This window comes from Micromonospora sp. C28SCA-DRY-2, from assembly GCF_030519475.1.
In the GTDB taxonomy this organism is placed as follows: Bacteria; Actinomycetota; Actinomycetes; order Mycobacteriales; family Micromonosporaceae; genus Micromonospora.
The window spans coordinates 462,872-483,292 of the sequence record NZ_JAUMKD010000005.1 but is presented as its reverse complement, the minus strand read 5'-3'; the positions used below and the strand labels follow the sequence as shown (position 1 = coordinate 483,292).

The 20,421-nt window shown below is 72.4% G+C and carries 11 protein-coding genes; 5 read left to right on the top strand and 6 right to left on the bottom strand.

The window, feature by feature from the left end:
• Positions 1-6: 6 nt before the first annotated feature.
• Positions 7-531, top strand: a complete 525-nt coding sequence (locus Q3W71_RS22860) for a hypothetical protein (protein WP_302921446.1) — start codon at positions 7-9, stop codon at positions 529-531.
• 175 nt (positions 532-706) lie between these two features.
• Positions 707-3,055, top strand: coding sequence for a sialidase family protein (locus Q3W71_RS22855; protein ID WP_302921445.1), 2,349 nt, complete (start codon positions 707-709; stop codon positions 3,053-3,055).
• Between the two features lie 148 nt (positions 3,056-3,203).
• Here the strand turns inward: Q3W71_RS22855 and Q3W71_RS22850 are convergent, their stop codons facing one another.
• Positions 3,204-4,007 carry an NAD(P)H-binding protein gene (locus Q3W71_RS22850; RefSeq protein ID WP_302921444.1) on the bottom strand — a complete coding sequence of 268 codons (804 nt, stop codon included), beginning with the start codon at positions 4,005-4,007 and terminating at the stop codon, positions 3,204-3,206.
• Positions 4,008-4,090: 83 nt separating this feature from the next.
• On the opposite strand from Q3W71_RS22850, the gene Q3W71_RS22845 reads away from it, so the two are divergent.
• From Q3W71_RS22845 to Q3W71_RS22835, 3 genes are all read left to right on the top strand, one after another.
• Positions 4,091-4,504 (top strand): helix-turn-helix domain-containing protein, encoded by a 414-nt coding sequence (locus Q3W71_RS22845; RefSeq protein WP_302921443.1) that lies wholly within the window; start codon positions 4,091-4,093, stop codon positions 4,502-4,504.
• Between the two features lie 232 nt (positions 4,505-4,736).
• Positions 4,737-6,611 (top strand): transketolase, encoded by a 1,875-nt coding sequence (locus tag Q3W71_RS22840; protein WP_302921471.1) that lies wholly within the window; start codon positions 4,737-4,739, stop codon positions 6,609-6,611.
• Positions 6,612-6,790: 179 nt separating this feature from the next.
• Complete coding sequence (locus tag Q3W71_RS22835) at positions 6,791-8,119, top strand: radical SAM protein (protein ID WP_302921442.1); 1,329 nt, start codon at positions 6,791-6,793, stop codon at positions 8,117-8,119.
• A 156-nt stretch (positions 8,120-8,275) separates the two neighbouring features.
• Here Q3W71_RS22835 and Q3W71_RS22830 read toward each other — a convergent pair whose 3' ends face one another.
• The 5 genes from Q3W71_RS22830 to Q3W71_RS22810 all read right to left on the bottom strand — a co-directional run bounded on the left by Q3W71_RS22830 (position 8,276) and on the right by Q3W71_RS22810 (position 20,029).
• Entirely contained in the window at positions 8,276-10,255 is a 1,980-nt protein-coding gene (locus Q3W71_RS22830) for a hypothetical protein (RefSeq protein WP_302921441.1), read from the bottom strand.
• 214 nt (positions 10,256-10,469) lie between these two features.
• Positions 10,470-14,507 carry a ThuA domain-containing protein gene (locus Q3W71_RS22825; RefSeq protein WP_302921440.1) on the bottom strand — a complete coding sequence of 1,346 codons (4,038 nt, stop codon included), beginning with the start codon at positions 14,505-14,507 and terminating at the stop codon, positions 10,470-10,472.
• A gap of 188 nt (positions 14,508-14,695) precedes the next feature.
• A complete protein-coding gene (locus Q3W71_RS22820; RefSeq protein ID WP_302921439.1) occupies positions 14,696-15,901 on the bottom strand; it encodes a multicopper oxidase domain-containing protein in 1,206 nt (401 codons plus the stop codon).
• Entirely contained in the window at positions 15,898-16,866 is a 969-nt protein-coding gene (locus Q3W71_RS22815) for a sugar phosphate isomerase/epimerase (RefSeq protein WP_302921438.1), read from the bottom strand. The genes Q3W71_RS22820 and Q3W71_RS22815 overlap by 4 nt, the downstream gene beginning before the upstream one ends.
• A gap of 16 nt (positions 16,867-16,882) precedes the next feature.
• The gene (locus Q3W71_RS22810; protein WP_302921436.1) at positions 16,883-20,029 is read right to left on the bottom strand and encodes a family 16 glycoside hydrolase; all 3,147 of its coding nucleotides are present in this window, start codon (positions 20,027-20,029) and stop codon (positions 16,883-16,885) included.
• Positions 20,030-20,421: the final 392 nt, after the last annotated feature.

Below are 20,421 nucleotides of genomic sequence, written 5' to 3'. Positions count from 1 at the left end.
GCTGCGGTGAGACTCCGGACGTCCCCCGCCGCCGGCCGAGCCGCGTCGTCGGCCGCGGGGCGCCGCGGCGCGGCACTCCTCGCGCTCACCGTCGTCGCGCTGCTGGCCGGCTGCGGCGGCTCGGACGCCCCGCCGGCCACCGACCGGGGCCGGGGCATGCTGGCCAACCTGCCCAGCTGCGACCGGGTGCCGCTGGACACCGAGCCGGAGGTCGACAGCCCGGTCACCGGCCTGGTGCTGCCTGACGGCGCGCGGGTCACCTCGGTGGTGGAGCAGGGGGCCCTGACCACCGTCGAGGCCACCGTGCGGATGACCCCGCTGGACGTCCGCGCCCACTACGAGGGCCGCGCCGACATCGACCTGCTGCGCGTCGAGGACGAGGTGTTCGAGACCGAGGTGCTGACCCGGGCGCAGCAGCGCCGGATGTACCTGCGGGCCGCCGCGCTCTGCGCCGACGGGACCACGCTGACCGCGGTGGTCGGCCCGGATTCCGACGACGCCGGCCTGCCGGAGTTCCAGAGCGGCTCGTGAGCCGCCGGCTCGACAGGTGTCCTAACCCGACGGCCGGAATCCCAACAGTTGCCTGGTGACGTGGCTCACCGCGCCCTCTAGCGTGCGACAGACGACTGATACCGGTCGTACCCGCACGTGGACAGGGAGATGCCGTATGAGTCCCAGCCTCGTCCGAGGTAGACGCGTCCTGCCGGTGGCTGCGGTCCTCGCACTGCTGACCGCGGCCGCGCTGACCACCTCCGCACCATCGGCGAGCGGCGAGGAGTCGCTGGCCACCAGCACCCCCACCGGCCCGATGGAGCTGCCCGCCGAGTGGATGACCGCGCAGCGGCTCAGCGACGGCAGCACCGACCTGTCCGCCGCCAAGTACGCCCGGGCGCGGGGCGAGGCGAACCAGCTCGCCGCGCACACCCGCAGCGTCTACCGGCACCTCGCCGAGCAGGAGTGGAACTTCTTCGGCCCGAGCAACATCGGCGGCCGGGTGGTGGACATCGCGGTCGACCCGCAGGTGGCCAACCAGGTCTTCATCGCCGCCGCGTCGGGTGGCATCTGGCGTTCCGGCGACGCGGGGGCCACCTTCGAGCCCGCCTGGCCGGACACCTGGCAGCAGAGCATGGGCGCGGTCGCGATGACCACCGACGGGGTGCTCTTCGCCGGGACCGGCGAGGCGCAGCCCGGCGGCGGCTCGATCACCTTCGGCGGCGACGGGATCTACCGCTCCCGGGACCGCGGCAAGACCTGGCAGCACGTCGGCCTGGCCGACAGCCACGCCATCGCCCGGTTCGCCATCGACCCGGGCAACCAGAACCGGATCTTCGCCGCGGCCGCCGGCAACCTCTTCGTCCCCGGCGGCGAGCGGGGCGTCTACCTCTCCGAGGACGGCGGCGACAGCTGGCGGCAGGTGCTCGCCCCGCCGAACCCGACCACCGGCGCCACCGAGGTGCTGATCGACCCGACCAACCCGTCGCGGGTGTACGCGGCCATGTGGGACCACCTGCGCGAGCCGCACCAGCGCACCTACGGCGGCCCCGGCTCCAGCCTGTGGCGCTCCGACGACGGCGGCCGGAGCTGGCAGCGGCTGACCCACGGCCTGCCCACCGACGCCGACCAGGGCCGCTGGGGCATCGCCCTCGCGCCCAGCAACCCCGACCGGCTGTACGCGTACGTCGGCACCGCGCTGGGCCCGTTCCGCGCCTTCTACCGCTCCGACGACGGCGGTGACTCGTGGACGCAGACCCCGGTCAACGCCAACCAGGCGTCCCAGTCCACCTTCAGCTGGTGGTTCGGCAAGCTGTGGGTCGACCCGGCCGACGCCGAGCACGTCTTCCTCGCCGGGGTGAACCTGCGCCGCTCCACCGACGGCGGGCAGAGCTTCGGCAACGTCGGCGGCGTGCACGCCGACCAGCACGTGATGCGCTGGGACCCGAAGGTGCCGGGCCGGGCCTACCTGGGCAACGACGGCGGCTTCTACCGCTCGGAGAGCAACGGGGTCAGCGACTGGGTCAAGTCGACCTACGAGCCGTACACCCAGTTCTACACGGTCGACGTCGCGCAGACCGACCCGTCGCTCAAGGTCGGCGGCGCCCAGGACAACGGCTGCAACCGCGGCTACAACGGCCCGGGCGGCCCCTGGAACGCCATCGGCTGCGGCGACGGCCTCCAGGTGATCATCCACCCGGAGAACCCGAACATCGTCTTCGGGTGCAGCCAGTACGGCTCCTGCTACCGCTCGGAGACCGCCGGCGGCACCCCGCGCCAGTCGATCGGCCCCGGCCAGACCACCTCGGACCGGCGTAACTGGCTGACCCCGCTGCAGTTCGACCCGAGCGACCCGGATGTCATGTACTACGCCGGGAACGTCGTCAACCGGTCGACCGACAACGGCCGCACCTGGACGGCGATCAGCCCGGACCTGACCGACGGCGGCCCGAACGACCCGTCCGGCTACCCGTGGGGCACCATCACCACGATCGCGGCGGCGCCGACCGACGGCGACAAGCTCTACGTCGGCACCGACGACGGCAAGCTGTGGTGGACCGACAACCTCGGCCAGAACTGGCACGAGGTCGACCCGGGCCAGCTGCCCGGCACCTGGGTGACCCGGGTGGCGGTGCACCCGAAGGACGCGAACATCGCCTACGCCACGTTCTCGGCGTTCCGCTCCGGCAGCGACCGCCCGCACGTGATGGTGACCCGCGACGGCGGCCGTACCTGGACCGACATCGGCCGGGGCCTGCCCGACGCGCCGGTCAACTCGGTGGTGCCGACCTCCGACGGGCTGCTGCTGGTCGGCACGGACGTCGGGGTGTTCGTCTCGGCGTGGAACGGCGGCGGCTGGGCGGCGCTCGGCGCGGACCTGCCCGAGGCGGCAGTGATGTACCTGCGCTACCACGAGCCGACCCGGCAGCTGACCGCGGCGACGTTCGGCCGGGGCATCTACGACCTCACCGTGCCGCGTTGCCCGGCGGCGTCGACCAAGCTGCCGCTGCGGGACCCGGGCGTCGGCGTGGTCGGCGCGCTGGCCTCGTGCCGGGCGGGCTGATCCGCTAGCCGGGAGCGGGGGTGTGGACAGCGTCGTCCACACCCCCGCTCCCGTCTCCGCGCCGGTGGTCGCGGGCCGCCGCCGTCGGGCCACCGGGTGGCACCGTACGGGCCGCGTCCTCACGCCGGTGGCGGTCGCCGGCGAGGCGTCAACTCGCCGCCGCCATCGCGATCGGCAGCGCGGCACGAGGCGGACGCGGCAGCAGATCGGCGAGGTCGTCGCCGGTGGCACCGAGGAAGCCGGCCGCCGTCGCGGAGAAGATCGACATCAGCATCGCCGGTTGGAACGGCAGCAGGTCCGCGCCCGCCAGTGCCGCGCGCTGCTCGGCGAGGGACACCGGCTGGTAGGGCACTCCGAGCGCGTCGGCGAGGTCGATGGCGGTGAGCGCGACCGGGCCCGCCAACTCGTACGTGCGGTTGCGGTGCGCGTGCGGCTGCGCGGCCACCTGCACCGCGACGTCGGCCAGGTCCTGCCGGGCCACGGCGGCCAGCGCTCCCGTGCCGAAGGGCGCCCTGATCGCACCGGCGCCGGGAGCGGCCAACTGACCGAACAGCTCCGCGTACAACCCGTTGCGCAGGATGGTCCAGCTCAACCGGCTGTCGCGCAGGCGGCGTTCCGTCCAGCGATGGGCCAGGGCGAAGGCCAGGTGATCACCGGCCGCGGTGAGGCTGGTGTACACCACGTGTTCCACGCCCTGCTGCTCCGCGGCGGTGATCACCCGGTCATGCCGGGCGATGACCAGATCGTCCTCGCCGTAGCCGGCGGAGACCAGCACCAGCGTGCGCACCCCGGAGAGGTCGAGTCCAGCCGGGTCGTCGAAGTCCATCGCCCGGCCCAGCAGGCCGTAGCGGTCGGGGGTCCGGGTGCCGGCCGCCGGGGACAGCCCCCGGTCGACCAGTCCGGCGTGGATGAGTGAACCCAGGTGCCCGGAGGCACCGGTGACGAGCAGCATGGGACAGACCCTTTCCGGGTGGTGATCATTGGTACCGGCCCGATCGTGGAAAACGACCTCGGCGAGTACAAGGAGGCACTTTCGTGTCAGCAGCGAACACCCCGGTAACCGACCAGCTGGAGCCCTGCGGGCTGCCCGGGTATCCGGACTGCGGGATCCGCGACGTCCTGGACCGCATCGGCGACAAGTGGTCGGTGCTGACCGTCGCTGAACTGTCCGCCGGCACCCGGCGCTTCGGGGAACTGCAGCGGGGCATCCATGGGATCTCCCAGCGGATGCTCACCCTGACCCTGCGTCGGCTGGAACGCGATGGTCTCGTGGTGCGGACCGCGTTCCCCACGGTCCCGGTGACGGTGACGTACGAGTTGACCGACCGAGGCCGGAGCCTGAGCCAGCTCGTCCGACAGTTGGCCGACTGGTCCCTGGCGAACAAGGCCGCGATTGCGCAGTCCCACCGGGAGTGGGACAGCGCGCACCCGGGGGCGGAGGTCACCTGACCGACGAGCGAGTGGCGCGAGCCGGGCTGTTCGTTCGCCGGGAGCGGTCGCGCGGGTGCGCCGACGCGGATGGGCGCACTAGTACAAATGGTTGTTACCGGACGACGTCCCGCTTTCTTGACTACCGTAGGTGTCGAGCCGGTTGCGCAGGGCTGCCCGGTCGCGTGGCGAACGGCCGCGGGAGTGCTCGGCCGGCGCGGACACCCGATGGCTGGAGGCGATGCCGGTGACCATGGAAGCGGAGCGCGTGCTGCGCGAGGATGAGGTCGGCCGGCTCGCCGAACTCGCCGCCCAACTGCGGGTGGACGCGATCAGGTGCAGCACCCGGGCCGGGTCCGGGCATCCGACGTCGAGCCTGTCCGCCGCCGACCTGCTCGCCGTGCTGATCTCCCGCCACCTGCGCTACGACTGGGCGGACCCGGGCAACCGGGCCAACGACCACCTGATCTTCTCCAAGGGCCACGCCTCGCCGCTGCTGTACGCGGTCTTCAAGGCCGTCGGCGCGATCACCGACCAGGAGCTGGTCGACACCTACCGGCAGTTCGGCTCGCGGCTGGAGGGGCACCCCACACCGGCGCTGCCCTGGGTCGACGTGGCCACCGGTTCGCTCGGCCAGGGGCTGCCGGTCGGCGTCGGCATCGCGCTGGCCGGCCAGCACCTCGACCGGCTGCCGTTCCACGTCTGGGTGCTCTGCGGGGACAGCGAGACGGCCGAGGGCTCGATCTGGGAGGCGCTGGACAAGGCCGGCCACTACGGGCTGCGCAACCTGACAGCGATCGTCGACGTGAACCGGTTCGGCCAGCGCGGCGAGACCGAGCTGGAGTGGGACCTGGACACCTACCGGCGCCGGGTCGAGGCGTTCGGCTGCCGGGCGATCGTGATCGACGGGCACGACCTGGTCGCCATCGACGAGGCGCTGGGCCGGGCCCGACAGGCGACCGGTCCCACCGTGGTGCTCGCCCGCACGCTCAAGGGCAAGGGGATAGCCGGGGTCGAGAACCAGCCGGGCTGGCACGGCAAACCGATCAAGCCGGAGCAGGCCGAGCAGGCCGTCGCGGCCCTCGGCGGGGTACGCCAGATCCAGGTCACCGGGCCGCGACCCGAGCCGGCCCCGCCCGCCCCCGCCCCCGACCGGCGGCCACCCGAGCTGCCGCGCTACGACAAGGGCGCGAAGGTCGCCACCCGCAACGCGTACGGGGACGCGCTGCGTGCCCTGGGCGCGCGCCCGGACGTGGTCGCCCTGGACGGCGAGGTGAGCGACTCCACCCGGGCCGACCGGTTCGCCGAGGCCCACCCCGACCGGTTCTTCGAGATGTTCATCTCCGAACAGCAGATGGTCGCGGCGGCGGTCGGCCTTCAGGTGCGCGGCTACCGGCCCTTCGCCTCGACCTTCGCGGCGTTCCTCTCCCGCGCGTACGACTTCATCCGGATGGCCGCCATCTCGCGCGCCGACATCGCCCTGTGCGGCTCGCACGCCGGGGTGGAGATCGGGGCGGACGGACCCTCGCAGATGGGGCTGGAGGACCTGGCCGCCATGCGTGCCGTCCACGGCTCGACCGTGCTCTACCCGAGCGACGCGGTGTCCTGCGCCGCCCTCGTCGCGCAGATGGTCGACTGCACGGGGATCAGCTACCTACGCACCACCCGGGGCGGGCACCCGGTGCTCTACGACAACGACGAGACCTTCCCGATCGGCGGCAGCAAGCTGCTGCGCGGCGGCGGGCCGCACGACCAGGTCGCGCTGGTCGGCGCCGGGGTGACCGCGCACAACTGCCTGGCCGCCGCCGACCGGTTGGCCGGCGAGGGGATCGAGTCCCGGGTGATCGACCTGTACTCGGTCAAGCCGCTGGACTCCCAGCGGCTGCTCGACGCCGTCCGGGACACCGGCGGCCGGCTGGTGGTCGTCGAGGACCACTACCCGGAGGGTGGGCTCGGCTCCGCCGTGCTGGAGGCGCTGGCCGACCTCGCCGTCCCCGCGCAGGTGTGCCGGCTGGCGGTCCGCGGGCTGCCCACCTCCGGCACCCCCGCCGAGCTGATGGACCAGGCCGGCATCGGCGTGAGCGCCATCGTCACCGCCACCCGCGACCTGTTGGCCCGGACCAGCTGAGCCCACCGGGTCGTCCGGCCGGCCGCCGGCGGACCGCCCCGGCCACCGGATTGCCGGTCGGCCGCCGGGCGACGGTAGCGTGACGGGGGACACGATCACCACCCGCCGCCGACGCGGTGTCGGCGGCAGGTGATGTGGTGACGCTGGCGACGTCGACGGCGGACCGGGGGGAACCAGTCATGCAGACCCGCACTGATCTCATCGAGGACCTGATGGGGCGGTTCCCGCACGTGCCGCGGGAAGCCGTGATCAAGGAAGACCTGCTGCGCGGGGGCATGGCCTTCGACGACTCCGCGCTGACCGACAACGAGGGCGGCGAGGTCAAGCCGAAGTCGTACTTCATCTTCTCCTTCGACCACCGCACGCTGCCGGAGCTGGGCACCGCCGCGCTGCGCCGGCCGCCGGAGGAGATCGTGCTCAGCGGCGGGCCGTACGGGCTGCGCCGCACTGTCGTCTCCGTGCGGGTCAACCCCGACTCGCCGTACCGGGTGAAGGACGGCGGTGACGGGGTGCTGCGGCTGTACCTGGACGACCGCCCGATCGCCGACGTGGGCCTGCCGCCGATGCCGGAGTACTACCGCCACACGCTCGCCAACGGCAAGTCGGTGATGGAGGTGGCCCCGACCATCCAGTGGGGCTACCTGATCTACCTGACCGTGTTCCGGGTCTGCCAGTACTTCGGCGCCAAGGAGGAGTGCCAGTACTGCGACATCAACCACAACTGGCGCCAGCACAAGGCGGCCAAGCGCCCGTACACCGGGGTCAAGCCGGTCGCCGAGGTGCTGGAGGCGATGGAGATCATCGACCGGTACGACACCCTGGGCGCCTCGCGGGCGTACACGCTGACCGGCGGCAGCGTCACCTCCACCGTCGAGGGCCTCGGGGAGGCCGACTTCTACGGCCGGTACGCCAAGGCGATCGAGGAGCGGTTCCCCGGCCGGTGGATCGGCAAGGTGGTCGCCCAGGCGCTGCCGAAGGCCGACGTGCAGCGCTTCCACGACTACGGCATCCGCATCTACCACCCCAACTACGAGGTGTGGGACAAGCGGCTGTTCGAGCTGTACTGCCCCGGCAAGGAGCGGTACGTCGGGCGCGAGGAGTGGCACCGCCGGATCCTCGACTCGGCCGAGGTGTTCGGCCCCCGCAACGTGATCCCGAACTTCGTCGCGGGCGTGGAGATGGCCGCGCCGTTCGGCTTCACCAGCGTCGACGAGGCGATCGCCTCCACCGCCGAGGGGCTGGAGTTCTTCATGTCCCGCGGCATCACCCCGCGGTTCACCACCTGGTGCCCGGAGCCGACCACCCCGCTGGGCCGCACCAACCCGCAGGGCGCCCCGCTGGAGTACCACATCCGGCTGCTGGAGGTGTACCGGGCGACGATGGAGGCGCACGGCCTGTCCAGCCCGCCCGGATACGGCCCGCCCGGCCCCGGCAACGCGGTCTTCTCGGTCAGTTCGTTCATGGACAGCCTGCCCGCCGAGCCCGACCAGGCCGCCCAGCCGGCGTAGGCCGGACGACCGGTCCCGGCTCCCCCGCGTGCGCCGGGCGGCCGGCCACCGGGCGGGCGGGTGGCCCCGCCGCGACCCGGGCGACCGGGCGAGGGTTGGGCGCCGCCGCGACCCGGGCGGGTGACGGCGACCGCCGCCCGCCCGGGCCACCACTGCTCAGCGGGTGAGCCGGTACAGCTCGCCGCCGCGGGCGTAGTACATGACGCCGGCGGTGTCCATGGTCCACACGTCGCTGATCCCGGTGGCCAGCTTCCGCACCGCCAGCGTCGCCGGGTCGACGCAGGCGACGGTGGTCCAGAAGTTGCCGCAGACCGCGCCGTCCGGCGCCACCGCCAGGTGGTCGCTGCGCCAGACATGGTCGACGTTCCAGTCGAAGGGCTCCACCTCGACGGTGTTGACCACCGTCCGGCTCACCGGGTCGAACTCGAAGAGCGTCCCGACGGTCGACCCCCAGACCCGGCCGTCCGGCGCGACGATCAGCCGGGTGATCGCCTTGGCGCCCGGGATCGCCGGGCCCTCCCAGACCTTCGTCGCGGTGGCCGGGTCCCAGAGGAAGAGTTTCGCCTCCGTCTGGGTCGGCGCGATGCCGAGGCCGCCCCAGATCCCGGTGCCGCCGAGCACCAGGTTCCCGACCGTGGCCAGCGCGGTCACGCTCTGCTGCGGTACGACGTCGCGGTGCACCTCCTTGGCCCCGGTGGCCGGGTCGACGAGGGCCAGCGCCCCGCCGAGCTGGCCGTACTCGGGGATGGTGCCGAAGGCGATCCGGTCGCCGACCCCGGTGATGGCGAACGGCCGGTCCTGGTGGTCGGTGCGGAGCGAGGCGAACTGGCGCGGGTTGGTGCCGCGCACGATCGGCCTGGTCGGGTCGAGCTCGAACAGGTTCGCCCCGGGGTAGACGCCGGCGTAGATCTTGCCCTGGTAGGAGAGCAGGCCCTCGGCCTGGCCCAGCGCGCCGGCGTTCTCGGCGAACGCGCCGGTCGCCGGGTCGTAGGAGGTGATCCCGCCGCTGGGGTAGCCGCTGGACCAGATCCTGCCGTCCGGGCCGGCTTCGAGCGTCTGCAACTGGGCGGGCAGCCCCGGCACCGGAACCGTCACCACCTTCTTCGCCCCGGTCATCGGGTTGAAGTAGTACATCTTGCCGCCGAGGTCGATCGTGACGAGGGTCCGGCCGCGCCACTCGGGTCCACCGAGGTGGGTCCAGCCGAACCCGCGGGACGTGCCGTACCCGGTGAAGGCGGTCGGGGTGAGCGTCCGGGTCTTCAGGTTGTACGCCATCAGCCGAGCCGAGTTCGACGCGAAGTAGACGTTGCCGTCGTCGTCCGGGGTGGAGAAGTCCAGGCCGCGGCCGGTGCCCAGCTCGGCGATCCACTCCCCGGTGGTCAGGTCGTGCACCAGCACCCGGTTGCTGTTGGTCACCCGGGCGAAGAGCGTCTTGTGGTGCACGTCGAGGTCGTAGACGAACTGCTCGGCGCGGTACTGCTCGGGCAGCGGGATCTCCCGCCGGGCACCGGACTCGATGTCCACCTCGACCACCCGGGCGACCGTGCCCAGACCGGTGTAGATCTTGCCGTTCGCCACACCGATGCTGCGCACGTACTGCTCACCGGGCCAGACCTGCCCGTAGTCGCGGACCGCTCCGGTGCGGTGGTCGACGGAGTAGACCTTGCCGGTGGGGAAGGTGCCGACGAAGACCCGCTTGCCGTCGTTGGCCAGGCGCCAGGTCGCCGTCTCCCCCGGCGCGGGCGAGCCCAGGTCCTCCACGTGGTCGGCGCCGGGACGGTAGCGGAACAGCTTGCTGTCGGCGCCGATGTACGCGGTGCCGTCCGGGGTGACGGTGCCGCCCCACGAACCGCCCGCGCCGGGCAGCGGCAGGGTCCGGACCACCGTCGCGGTGCGGGTGTCGATGACGTTGAGCGCGCCGGTGGTGCCGCGCGCCACGGCGTACGCGTAGTCGCCGTCCGGGGTGGAGCCGAAGGTGGCTCCGTAGATGGCCAGGTTGTGGTGCGGCACGCCGACCAGGGTCTCGGTCGGTGGGTCGGCGAGCGCGGGAGTGGCGGACACGGCTGTGGCGGCGACCAGGGTCGCCAGGACCGCGACCGAGGCGAGACGGCGACTTCCAGTGAACGGCATAGGCATCCCTTCTCCGATTACGGTCGTCACCGTAAATCTCGATACATCGAAGGTCAACCGTACGTCGATCACCGACACTCGGATTCGGAGGGTGGTCCGGGGCCGGTCGGCCGACACTGGGTCGGTTACGGCCGTATCCTTTATTCTCCGGACGCCCCGGGGCGGACAGCACGGTGCCGGGTGCGGAGGAGCGTCTCCCCCGCACCCGGCACCGGTGGTGCTACAGCTCCCTGACCCGGACGTTGCGGATCTCGATCAGGTCGTTCGTGCCGTGGTTCTGCAACCCGACGAACCCGCTGAGGAACTGGCGCAGGTCGGTCGGCGGGTCGCCCTGGCGGGACGACGCCTTGCCCGGCGTGTTGTCGAACTCGTTGATCACGACCCCGTTGCGGGTGATCGTGTAGTGCTGCCCGACCACCCGGATCTCGTAGTCGTTCCACTGGCCCTTCGGCGTCACGCCGGCCTGGTCCAGCCCGACCGGGTCGAAGTTGTAGATCGACCCGGTCTTCTGCGGCTCACCGGTGGGCCCGTCGTAGATCTGGATCTCGTGACCGCAGTAGATCGCCACCCACGCCTGAGAACTGCGGGCGGACCCGACCGTGCCGCAACTGCCGGCCGGCCGCTCCTCCAGCGGGGTGCGCGGGTCCGGGAACCGGACGAACGCCCCGCTGTTGGCGTACGTGGTGCCGGTGGAGACGTCCCGGAACTGCAACCGCAGGGAGAAGTCGGCGAACTCCCGCTTGGCGTACCAGAGCATGCCGAGCCCGCCGGAGCTGCGGATCGAGCCGTCCGGCTGGAGCGTGAACGACCCGCCGGGCGCCTGCCGCCAGTCGGCGAGCGAGCCCGCCGAGCCGTCGAAGATCGGCTGGTAGCCGGCGACCTTGCCGATCGGCGACTGGGCGGCGGCCTTCTGCAGCGCGGCCGCCTCGCGGTTGTCCAGGACGCCGGCCTTGCGCAGGTCGCCCACCACGCCGGCGACGTGGCTGACGAACTGGCCGTGGTCGGTCCACATGCGCTCGTCGTCGATCAGGTCGTTGACGGTGCAGTCGCCGCCCACCTCGTGGTTGGTCACCCCGGTGTCGGTGTCGAGCATCCGTACCGTCTTGCGGGTGTCCGGCGCGGCGCAGCCGACCACCACCTGGACCTTGCCGGTGGCCACCTCCCCGTCGGCGTAGGTCACCTTGACCGTCGCCTGGTAGGTGCCGTAGTCGGCGTAGGTGTGGGTGGGGTTGGCCTCGCGGGACGGCGCGCTGCCGTCGCCGAAGTTCCACTCCCAGGCCACGCCGCCGGCCTTGGCGCTGGAGAAGGCGATGGTCTTCGGGGTGCTCGGCGCCACCGCCCGTGCGGTGGCGTGGTTCGGGTTCGGCGTGGCCGGACCGCCCTGGTAGGCGACCCGGATCAGCTTCTGGTTGGGGTGCAGGCTGAAGAAGCCGCCCGCGTAGTCCAGCAGGTACAGCGCCCCGTCCGGGCCGAACTTGGCGTCCATCCAGGACTGGAGCTGGGTGCCGCCGCTGCCCGAGCGGATGATGCTGCGCAGGTCCTCGGCGAACGCCGGGGGCCCGGCGGTCGGGACCTTGCTCGGGTCGACGGTGACCGCGATCCGGTTGTTGGCGTTGGACTGGTCACCGATGAACCACTTGTTGTCCCAGTACTCCGGCCACGCCACGCCGCTGTCGACGTCGACGTTCTCCCGCTGGTACGTCGGGCCGTCCATGATGGCCTGCCCGCCGCCCTTGAGGTACGGCTGGGTGAAGGTCTCGTCGCCGACCTGGTACGTCGGCAGCCCGCTGCCGTCGGCGCGCTTCGGGTAGACCGGGCCACCGCCCTGCGGCGAGTACCAAATCATGTTGTCCCGGGCCGGCGGGATGTTCACCAGGCCGGTGTTGCGCGGCGAGGTGTTCTTCAGGTTGTCGCAGTCGTACCAGCCGGTGAGCACGGTGGCGTCGGTGTTGCTGCGGTCCCGGTAGGGCTGCCGGTTGCCCATGCAGTACGGCCAGCCCTGGTTGCCGGCGGAGGTGATGATGGTGGCCGTCTCGTACTTCGCCGGGCCCAGCTCCGGGTTCGGGGCGCCGGCGTCCGGGCCGACCCAGGCGGCGGTCAGCCAGTCGTTGACCGGGTCCCAGGCGATCCGGGCGATGTTCCGCACGCCCATCACGTAGATCTCCGGTCGGGTCTTGCCGCCACCCTCCTCGTTGCCGGTGAACAGGTTGCCCGGCGGGATGGTGTACGTGCCGTCGGGCTCCGGGTGGATCCGGAGGATCTTGCCGTTCAGGTCGTTGGTGTTGCCGGAGGTCCGGCGGGCGTCCTGGAACGAGACCCCCTGGTACTCCTGGGTCCAGTTGTTGCCGGAGTAGCCGTTCGAGCCGCCAGAGGAGTTGCTGTCACCGGTGCCGATGTAGAGGTTGCCGGACTCGTCGAAGGTCATGCCGCCACCGGCGTGGCAGCAGCTGTGGATCTGCGTGTCCCAGTGCAGCAGGTCCTTGCGGGTGCTCTGGTCGATGGTCTGCTTCGCGGCGTCGTAGGTGAACCGGGACACCGTCCGCTGCCCGATCCGCTTGACCCGGTCGATCGACTCGTGCGGCATCCAGTAGACGTACACCCAGCCGTTCTGCGCGAACTTCGGGTCCAGCGTGATGCCGACCAGGCCCTCCTCGTTCTTGACCAGTTCGCTGCCGCTGCCCCGGTTGCCCATCACGGCGAGCGTGGTGAGCAGCTTGACCTGCTTGGTCTTCGGGTCCCACCGGTGGATGGTGCCGCAGCCGAGGCCGACCTTCGGGTCGTCCCAGCTGACGACCGGCCCGGACGGGCAGGCCGCCTTGCCGATGTAGAAGACAGTGCCGTCCGGTGCGATGGTCAGGCCGTGCGGCTCACCGATCTGGTCGAGCTGGCCGGGCTGGTTGGTGGTGGTCAGCCGCTCGATCCGGTAGTTCGACGCGACGGTGGCCTGGCAGTCGCCGCGGACCAGGCCGGCGGTCCACCGGATGGCGCCGAGCAGGTGGCTGCGGAACTGCCTGTCGGTGGTGTAGCTGGCCTCGGTGCGGCCCATGCCGGTGTAGAAGGACCGGCCGCCGTCGTAGTCCTGGCACCAGGAGATCGGGTGGAAGGCGCCGTTGCCGCTCAGACCCGGGTTGTAGGTGCCCTCCTCGACCTGGGCGACGGTGTGCACCCGGCCGACCGGGCTCGGGTCCCAGTTGATCCACTGGTCGGACCGCTTCATGGTCAGCGGCAGGCCCTCGTTGGCCGGGTGCTGCCGGTCGGTGAGGTCGACCACGGCCTCCTGCACCGTGCTGTCCGGCGGCGGGCCGGCGTCCGGGCCGATCAGCCACAGCTCGGCCAGTTGCACCAGCGGCTCGCCACCGTTCGCGGTGACGTTGAGCCGGTAGTGCTGGTACGCCTTGTCGTTGCTGAAGCTGAACTGCCGGGTCTGGAACCGCTGCGGGAAGGTCTCGTTGCTGCGGGTGTCCAGGTCGATCCAGGAGGTGCCGTCCTCGGAGCCCTGCAGGGTCCAGTTCTTCGGGTCCCGGCCGGGGAAGTCGTTGGCCGAGGTGAGCGCGTACCGGCTGACCACCACCGGCTTGGCCAGCTTCACCGCGAGCCAGCCGGTCGGGTTGAAGGTCAGCCACTTGGTGCCGGTCGAGCCGTCGATCGCCTTCGCGGCGGTCTCGTTCGGCGGGTTCTCGGCGCTCGCCGTGGCGCTGACCGGCTTCTCGGCGTTCGGCAGGCCGGCCGCCGGCCGGGTGCCGATCAGCCCGGTGAACCAGGCGGAGCTGGGCTGGGCGCGGGCCGCGTCGTGCACGCCGAGGAAGCCGCCACCGCCCTTGATGTACGCCTGGAACGCCGCCTCCTGGGCGTCGTTCAAGGTCACCCCGTTGGCGGAGAGGAACACCACGGCCCGGTACCGGGCCAGGTTGCCGACGGTGAACACGGCCGGGTCGGCGGAGGCGTCGACGGCGAAGCCGTGCTCTCCGCCCAGGTCCCGGATCGCGTCGACGGCCTTGCCGACCGGGTCGTCCTGCTGGTCGACCGGGCCGTGGAAGACCAGCAGCTTCACCGCCGCCGCGGCGTCGGCGGCGGCCCGCACGGGGGCCGGGGCGGCGGCCTGCGCGGGCAGGGCCAGCAGCCCGAGCGCGAGCACGGCGCTCGCGGCGAGCGCGCCGGTGCGTCGTACGGCCCGGCGGGTGGTGTGTCGTGGGGAGGCTGTGACGTCGACGGGTGGGCGTCCGACCCATCTGGACAGCCGGGAGCGGTGCTGAGCCATCTCGACTCCTTCACAGGTGAGGTGTGGCGGAGGTGCGTTGTCCGAGCGGTTCGAGCAGGCGGTGCGGTCGGGGTTGGCGGGCGCGGACCACGGCGGTGACCCGTGCCGGGTGGTGGCTGCCGGTCCGTTCAGCTCCGGACGGGCCGGCAGCCACCGGCCCTCGTCGGCGGCGCGGCGGCCGCCGGCGGTCACTTGTGCTGGTGCTGCCCGGCGGCGGTGTCCGCGCCGGTGGTGGTGCCGGCCGCGGTGCCACCGGCCGGGTGGGCGTGCGAGTGGTCGTGGCCGGGCGGCATGTTCCCGTTCTCGTCCAGGACGTGCAGCATGGTCGACATCCCGCCGTCGGAGTGGAACTGCATGTGGCAGTGCAGCATCCAGTGGCCGGGGCCCACCGAGTCGCCGGCGGTCACCGTGACGCCGAACGAGTCACCCGGGCCGAGTGGCTTGTTGTCGATGGTCGGGACGAGGTCGGCGAAGGGTTCGCCGTTGGGCAGCACTCCGGTGCGGTTGTCCGCCCAGGCGTGCCCGTGCAGGTGGAAGGTGTGCATGTCGTTGCCGATGCCGACGACGATGAACTCCACCTTCTCGCCCTTGCGGGCGACCAGGCAGGTCGGCCCCGGCTGCGGCTGCTGCGCGTCGCAGGTGTCGGCGGCCGCGCCCCGGCGCAGGTTGATGCTCTGCCGGTCACCGAAGACCACCGTGTAGGTGCGGTCCGGCTTCGGGTCGCCGGGGCGGCGGACCACCAGCCCGCCGAAGAGCCCCGCGCCGAGGCCCTGGGTGCCGTGCGGGCCACCCACCACGTGGTCGTGGTACCACCAGTGGCCGGCCGTGCCCGGCGCGCCGGTCTTCTTGTTCCGCTGCTGCGCGAACCAGGTGTACGTGCGCGACTCGCCGGGCGGGACGAACGAACCGGACTGCACGGTGCCGTCGGAGAGCTGGGTGTACTTGACCCCGTGCACGTGCAACGAGACGCCCAGCGGGTGCGCCGGGTCGGTCCGCAGCTGCTCCAGAGTGGCCGCGGGCACCTGGTTGTGCACAGTGATGGCGAGGCACTCCCCCTCGGTCATCTCGATGGTGGGGCCCGGGTAGGAGGCGGTCTGCGGGGTGAGGCCGTAGCCGAGCCGGACCTGGTTGCCGTCCTTGGGCAGCTCCACCGCGTACAGCTGCATGCTGCGGTCCGGCTTGGCGCAGCCCTCCGGCCGTTCCGCGAAGAACGACCCGGTGCGGGCTGCGGCCAGGCCGCCGGCGCCGACCAGGGTGAGCAGCACGGTGGCCGCCACCACCAGCAGCCGCCGGGTGCTCGGTCGGGGCCGGCGCGGCTCGCCGCCCCGCTCGCCGCCGCTGGCCCCGCCGCCCACCGGCGGCGGTGGGTCCTCGACCAGCCGCCAGGCGCTCACCGTCCACCCCGCAGATCGACGATCCGCTGGTAGCTGCGCTCGGCGGCGCCCAGCGAGCCGGGCGGGTTCGGCTGGGCGCTCGGCGCGGTGTCCTGCTCCCACAGGTAGGTGAACCGGCCACCCCCGTCGAGCTCGGTGAAGAACTCGGCGAACGGGATGGTGCCGGCGCCGAACTCCACGTCCAGGTAGGAGTTGCCCTGCTGCGGGTCGGGCAGCGGCACGCCGTCCTTGACGTGGAACAGCGGGAACCGGTGCGGGTGCGCCTTGACGTAGTCCACCGGGCGGAACCCCGGGTACTTGCGGGCGCCGCCGTACGCCCACAGGATGTCCAGCTCCAGGAACACGTACCGGGGGTCGGTCAGCTCCAGGAACAGGTCGTACAGCCGCACGTCCGGCCGGTCGACCGCGAAGCTGAACTCGATGGTGTGGTTGTGCTGGTAGAGCTTGATCCCGCGGGCCGCGGCGGCGGCGCCCCAGGTGTTGAACTCCGCCGCGGCGGCCTGGTAGCCGGCGATGGTGCGGTTGCCGGTGGGCGCCGACGCGGTGCCGATCGCCGGCATGCCGAGCGTCTCGGCGACGTCCAGTTCCCACTCCAGATTGTTCCGGAAGTCGCCGAGCCCGCGGTGGCTGCCGGCCGCCTTCAGCCCGTTGTCGTCGAGCAGGCGCCGGATCTGCTCCGGCGTGATCGGGCCGACGGCGCCCTGGGTGTAGCCGGCGAACTCCACCTCCCGGTAGCCGATGCGGGACAGCTCCTCGAAGACCGCCGCGAAGCCGAACTGCGCGATCTTGTCCCGGACGCTGTAGAGCTGGATGCCCAGGTGCCCGCGCGGCACCAGGTGCCCGTTGGAGGCGCCGCCGGACGCCGCGGCGGGCAGCGCCCCGGCGAGGCTGGCCGCGCCGACCGCGACGGTGGAGCCGGCGAGGCCGCGTAGCAGGGCGCGGCGGTCGATCCTGTTCTTCGCCATGGTTGGTTCCCTTCGGTCAGCAGCAGCTGTTCGAGGTGGCAGAGGAGGCCGCGCCGCCGGGGCAGCACGGGGACAGCGGCGCGATCTGTACGTCGCGGAAGCTCACGACGTCGGCGGTGCCGTGGTTCTGCAGGCCGATGTGGCCGCTGGCGTGCTGGCGTCCGGCGCCGCCGGGGTCGTCGGCCCGGGGCGGGCTGAACACCGCGTCCGGGGTGTTGACGTACTCGTTGATCAGCTCGCCGTTGCGGAACACGGAGTAGTGCTGGCCCACCACCCGGATCTCGTAGTCGTTCCAGGTGCCCTTCGGGGTGACCCGGGCGCCGGCGAGGTCGACCCGGTCGAAGCCGTACACCGAGCCGCTCTTGTACTGGTCGCCGTCGGGGCGGTCGTGGATCTGCAGCTCGTGGCCGTACTTGATGGCCACCCACTCGGGCCGGGACTCGGCGGGGTGCCCGTGCACCTTCGGGAAGCGGACGAAGACCCCGCTGTTGGCCCGGCCGGTGCCCGGCGCGTCGTCCCGCCACCGCAGCTTCAGCGAGAAGTCGCCGTACTCGGCGGTGGGGAGCCAGAGCATGCCCAGGCCGGGCACGGCGCGGCTGGTGATCGACCCGTCGGCGTTGCGGGTGAAGCCGCCCGCTCCGACCTGCTCCCACCGGTTGAACGACGCCGCCGAGGAGTCCAGCAGCGGCCGGTAGCCGCTCTTCTGGTCCGGCTTGCCGACGCCGGAGCGGGCGGCGGCGCTGACCAGGCGGCCGTGCTCCTGGTGGTTGATCAGGCCCAGGTGGTGCAGGTGCTCGGCGATCTCGGTGACGTGCTTGACGAACTGGCCGTGGTTCGGCCACTCCCGCTCGTCCTCGATCGCGTTGTTGATCGTGCAGGCGCCCTCGACGACCCGGTTGGGCACGCCGCTGTCGACGGTGCCGAGCCACACCGTCGGCCGGGTGTCCGGCACCGGGCAGCCCGGCTCGCCGCTGGCCACGACGGTGAACGTCACCGACGCGGTGCCCGAGGTGTTGCCGGCCTTGTCGGTGGCCCGGTAGCTGACCGTGTGCCCGCCGACCCGGTTGACCGTCACCGGCGCCGTGTAGCGGGCGTACGGCTGCCCGTCGAGGGAGTACTCCACCCGGTCGACGCCCGAGCCGGCGTCGGCGGCGGTGAGGATCACGGTGGCGCTGCCGAGGTAGGCGCCGTCGTCGTCGAGCTGGCCGGAGAGCGCGGCCGTGACGGTCGGCGGGGTGGTGTCCGGTGCCGGCGGGTCGACCACGGTGAAGGACACCGACTGGGCCGCCGAGGTGTTGCCGGCCTTGTCGGTGGCCCGGTAGCTGAGCGTGTGCGCGCCGACCTGGTTGACGGTCACCGGCGCGGAGTAGGCCGCGTACGGCTGCCCGTCGAGGGAGTACTCGATCCGGTCGACGCCGGTGCCCTCGTCGGTGGCCGAGACGGTGACCGTGGCGGAGCCGACGTACGCCCCGGCGTCGTCCCGCTGGCCGCTCACCGTGGCGGTCGCCGTGGGTGGCGTGGTGTCCGGGGCCGGCGGCCGCACCACGGTGAACGACACCGACTGCGGCGCGGCGGTGTTGCCCGCCTTGTCGGTGGCCCGGTAGCTGACCGTGTGCGCGCCGACCTGGTTGACCGTCACCGGCGCGGAGTAGCCGATGTAGGCGGCCCCGTCGAGGGAGTACTCGATCCGGTCGACGCCCGACTCGGTGTCGGTGGCCGACAGCGTCACCGTCGCCGATCCCACGTACGCCCCGGCGTCGTCCCGCTGCCCGGTCACCGCCGCCGTCACGGTCGGCGGCGTGGTGTCCGGTGCCGGTGGCCGCACCACGGTGAACGACACCGCCTGCGCGGCCGAGGTGTTCCCCGCCTTGTCGGTGGCCCGGTAGCTCAGGGTGTGCTGGCCGAGCTGGTTGACAGTCACCGGCGCGGTGTAGACGGCGTACGGCTGCCCGTCGAGGGAGTACTCGATCCGGTCGACGCCGGAGTCGTCGTCGGTGGCGGAGACGGTGACCCTCGCCGACTCCAGGTACGCCCCGGTGTCGTCCCGCTCCCCCGCCACGGCGGCGGTGACGGTCGGCGGGGTGGTGTCCGGCGCCGGCGGGTCGACCACGGTGAAGGACACCGACTGGGCCGCCGAGGTGTTGCCCGCCTTGTCGGTGGCCCGGTAGCTGACCGTGTGCGCGCCGACCCGGTCGACCGTCACCGGCGCCGAGTACGTCGCGTACGCCCCGCCGTCCAGCGAGTACTCGACCCGGGCGACGCCCGACTCGGTGTCGGTGGCCGACAGCGTCACCGTCGCCGCCCCCACGTACGCCCCGGCGTCGTTCCGCTGCCCGGTCACCGCGGCCGTCACGGTCGGCGGCGTGGTGTCCGGGGCGGGCGGCTCCACCACGGTGAACGACACCGACTGCGGCGTGGAGGTGTTGCCGGCCTTGTCGGTGGCGCGGTAGGTGAGCGTGTGCCGGCCCGGCTGGTTGACCGTCACCGGGGCGGTGTACGTGCCGTAGGTGCCGCCGTCGAGGGAGTACTCGACCCGGTCGACGCCGGAGCCGGAGTCGGTGGCCGACAGCGTCACGGTCGCCGCCCCGAGGTAAGCCCCGTTGTCGTCCCGCTCGCCCGACACGGTCGCGGACGCGGTCGGCGGCGTGGTGTCCGAGCTGCCGCCGGTGACCACCAGCAGCCCGCTCATCCCGCCGTGGCCCGGGATCGCGCAGAAGTACCGGTAGGTGCCCGGCGAGAGGACCACGTCGACGGTCCACCGGCCGCCGTTGGCGTCCGTCGGGTCGGCCAGGATGTTCACGTCGACGTCGCTGTTGTACGCCGGGTTGGTGGTGTCGAAGGTCAGGGTGTGCTGCATGCCGGTGGTGTTGCCGGTCGCCGCACTGTTCTCGAACACCAGCGTCGCCGGCCCGGCCACGGCGGTGGTGGGCGCCGACAGGTACGACAGGAAGTTGTCGCCGGCGGTCCAGGTGAGCACCTGGGCCTGCACCTGGCGCGGCGCGGCGGCGCCGGCGGTCGACCGTCCCGCGTCCAGCGGACGCGCGGTCGCCGGCGCGGCGGCCAGCCCGGCGGTCAGCATCAGCAGGACCGCCGTGGCGACCGCGGTGACCGATCTGCGGAGCCGGCCTCGCGGGCGCCGGCCGGGCGGTGAGTACCCGTTCATGGATGCCTCTCTCACGGTCCAAGGACTCATCTGATCGACGTATGTCGTTGCACTGCCGGCCCGTGCGCCCCCTCCCTGGCCGCACGGGATCCCCGGCCGTGACCAGGCGTCACGGTCGTCCTGACTTGCTTGTGGGGGTGCTGCCTGGGTCAGCGGGCGAGCCGAACCGCCCGCGGCACCAGACACGGTTCCGCGTCGGAGCTGACGGGGTGTGGGTCGAGAGGGGACGGGCATCGGTCAAAGCCACGGCGCTCGCGCACCGGGGCGCCTGCGTGGGCGCCGACCCGGGGTGCCATCCCTGGTCCTAGCCGTGGCCGCCGGACGTGTTGCGCCGCCCGTGGCCTCGATCGAGACTCACCGCGCCGTCGGTTCATCTCGATGAAACATATTGA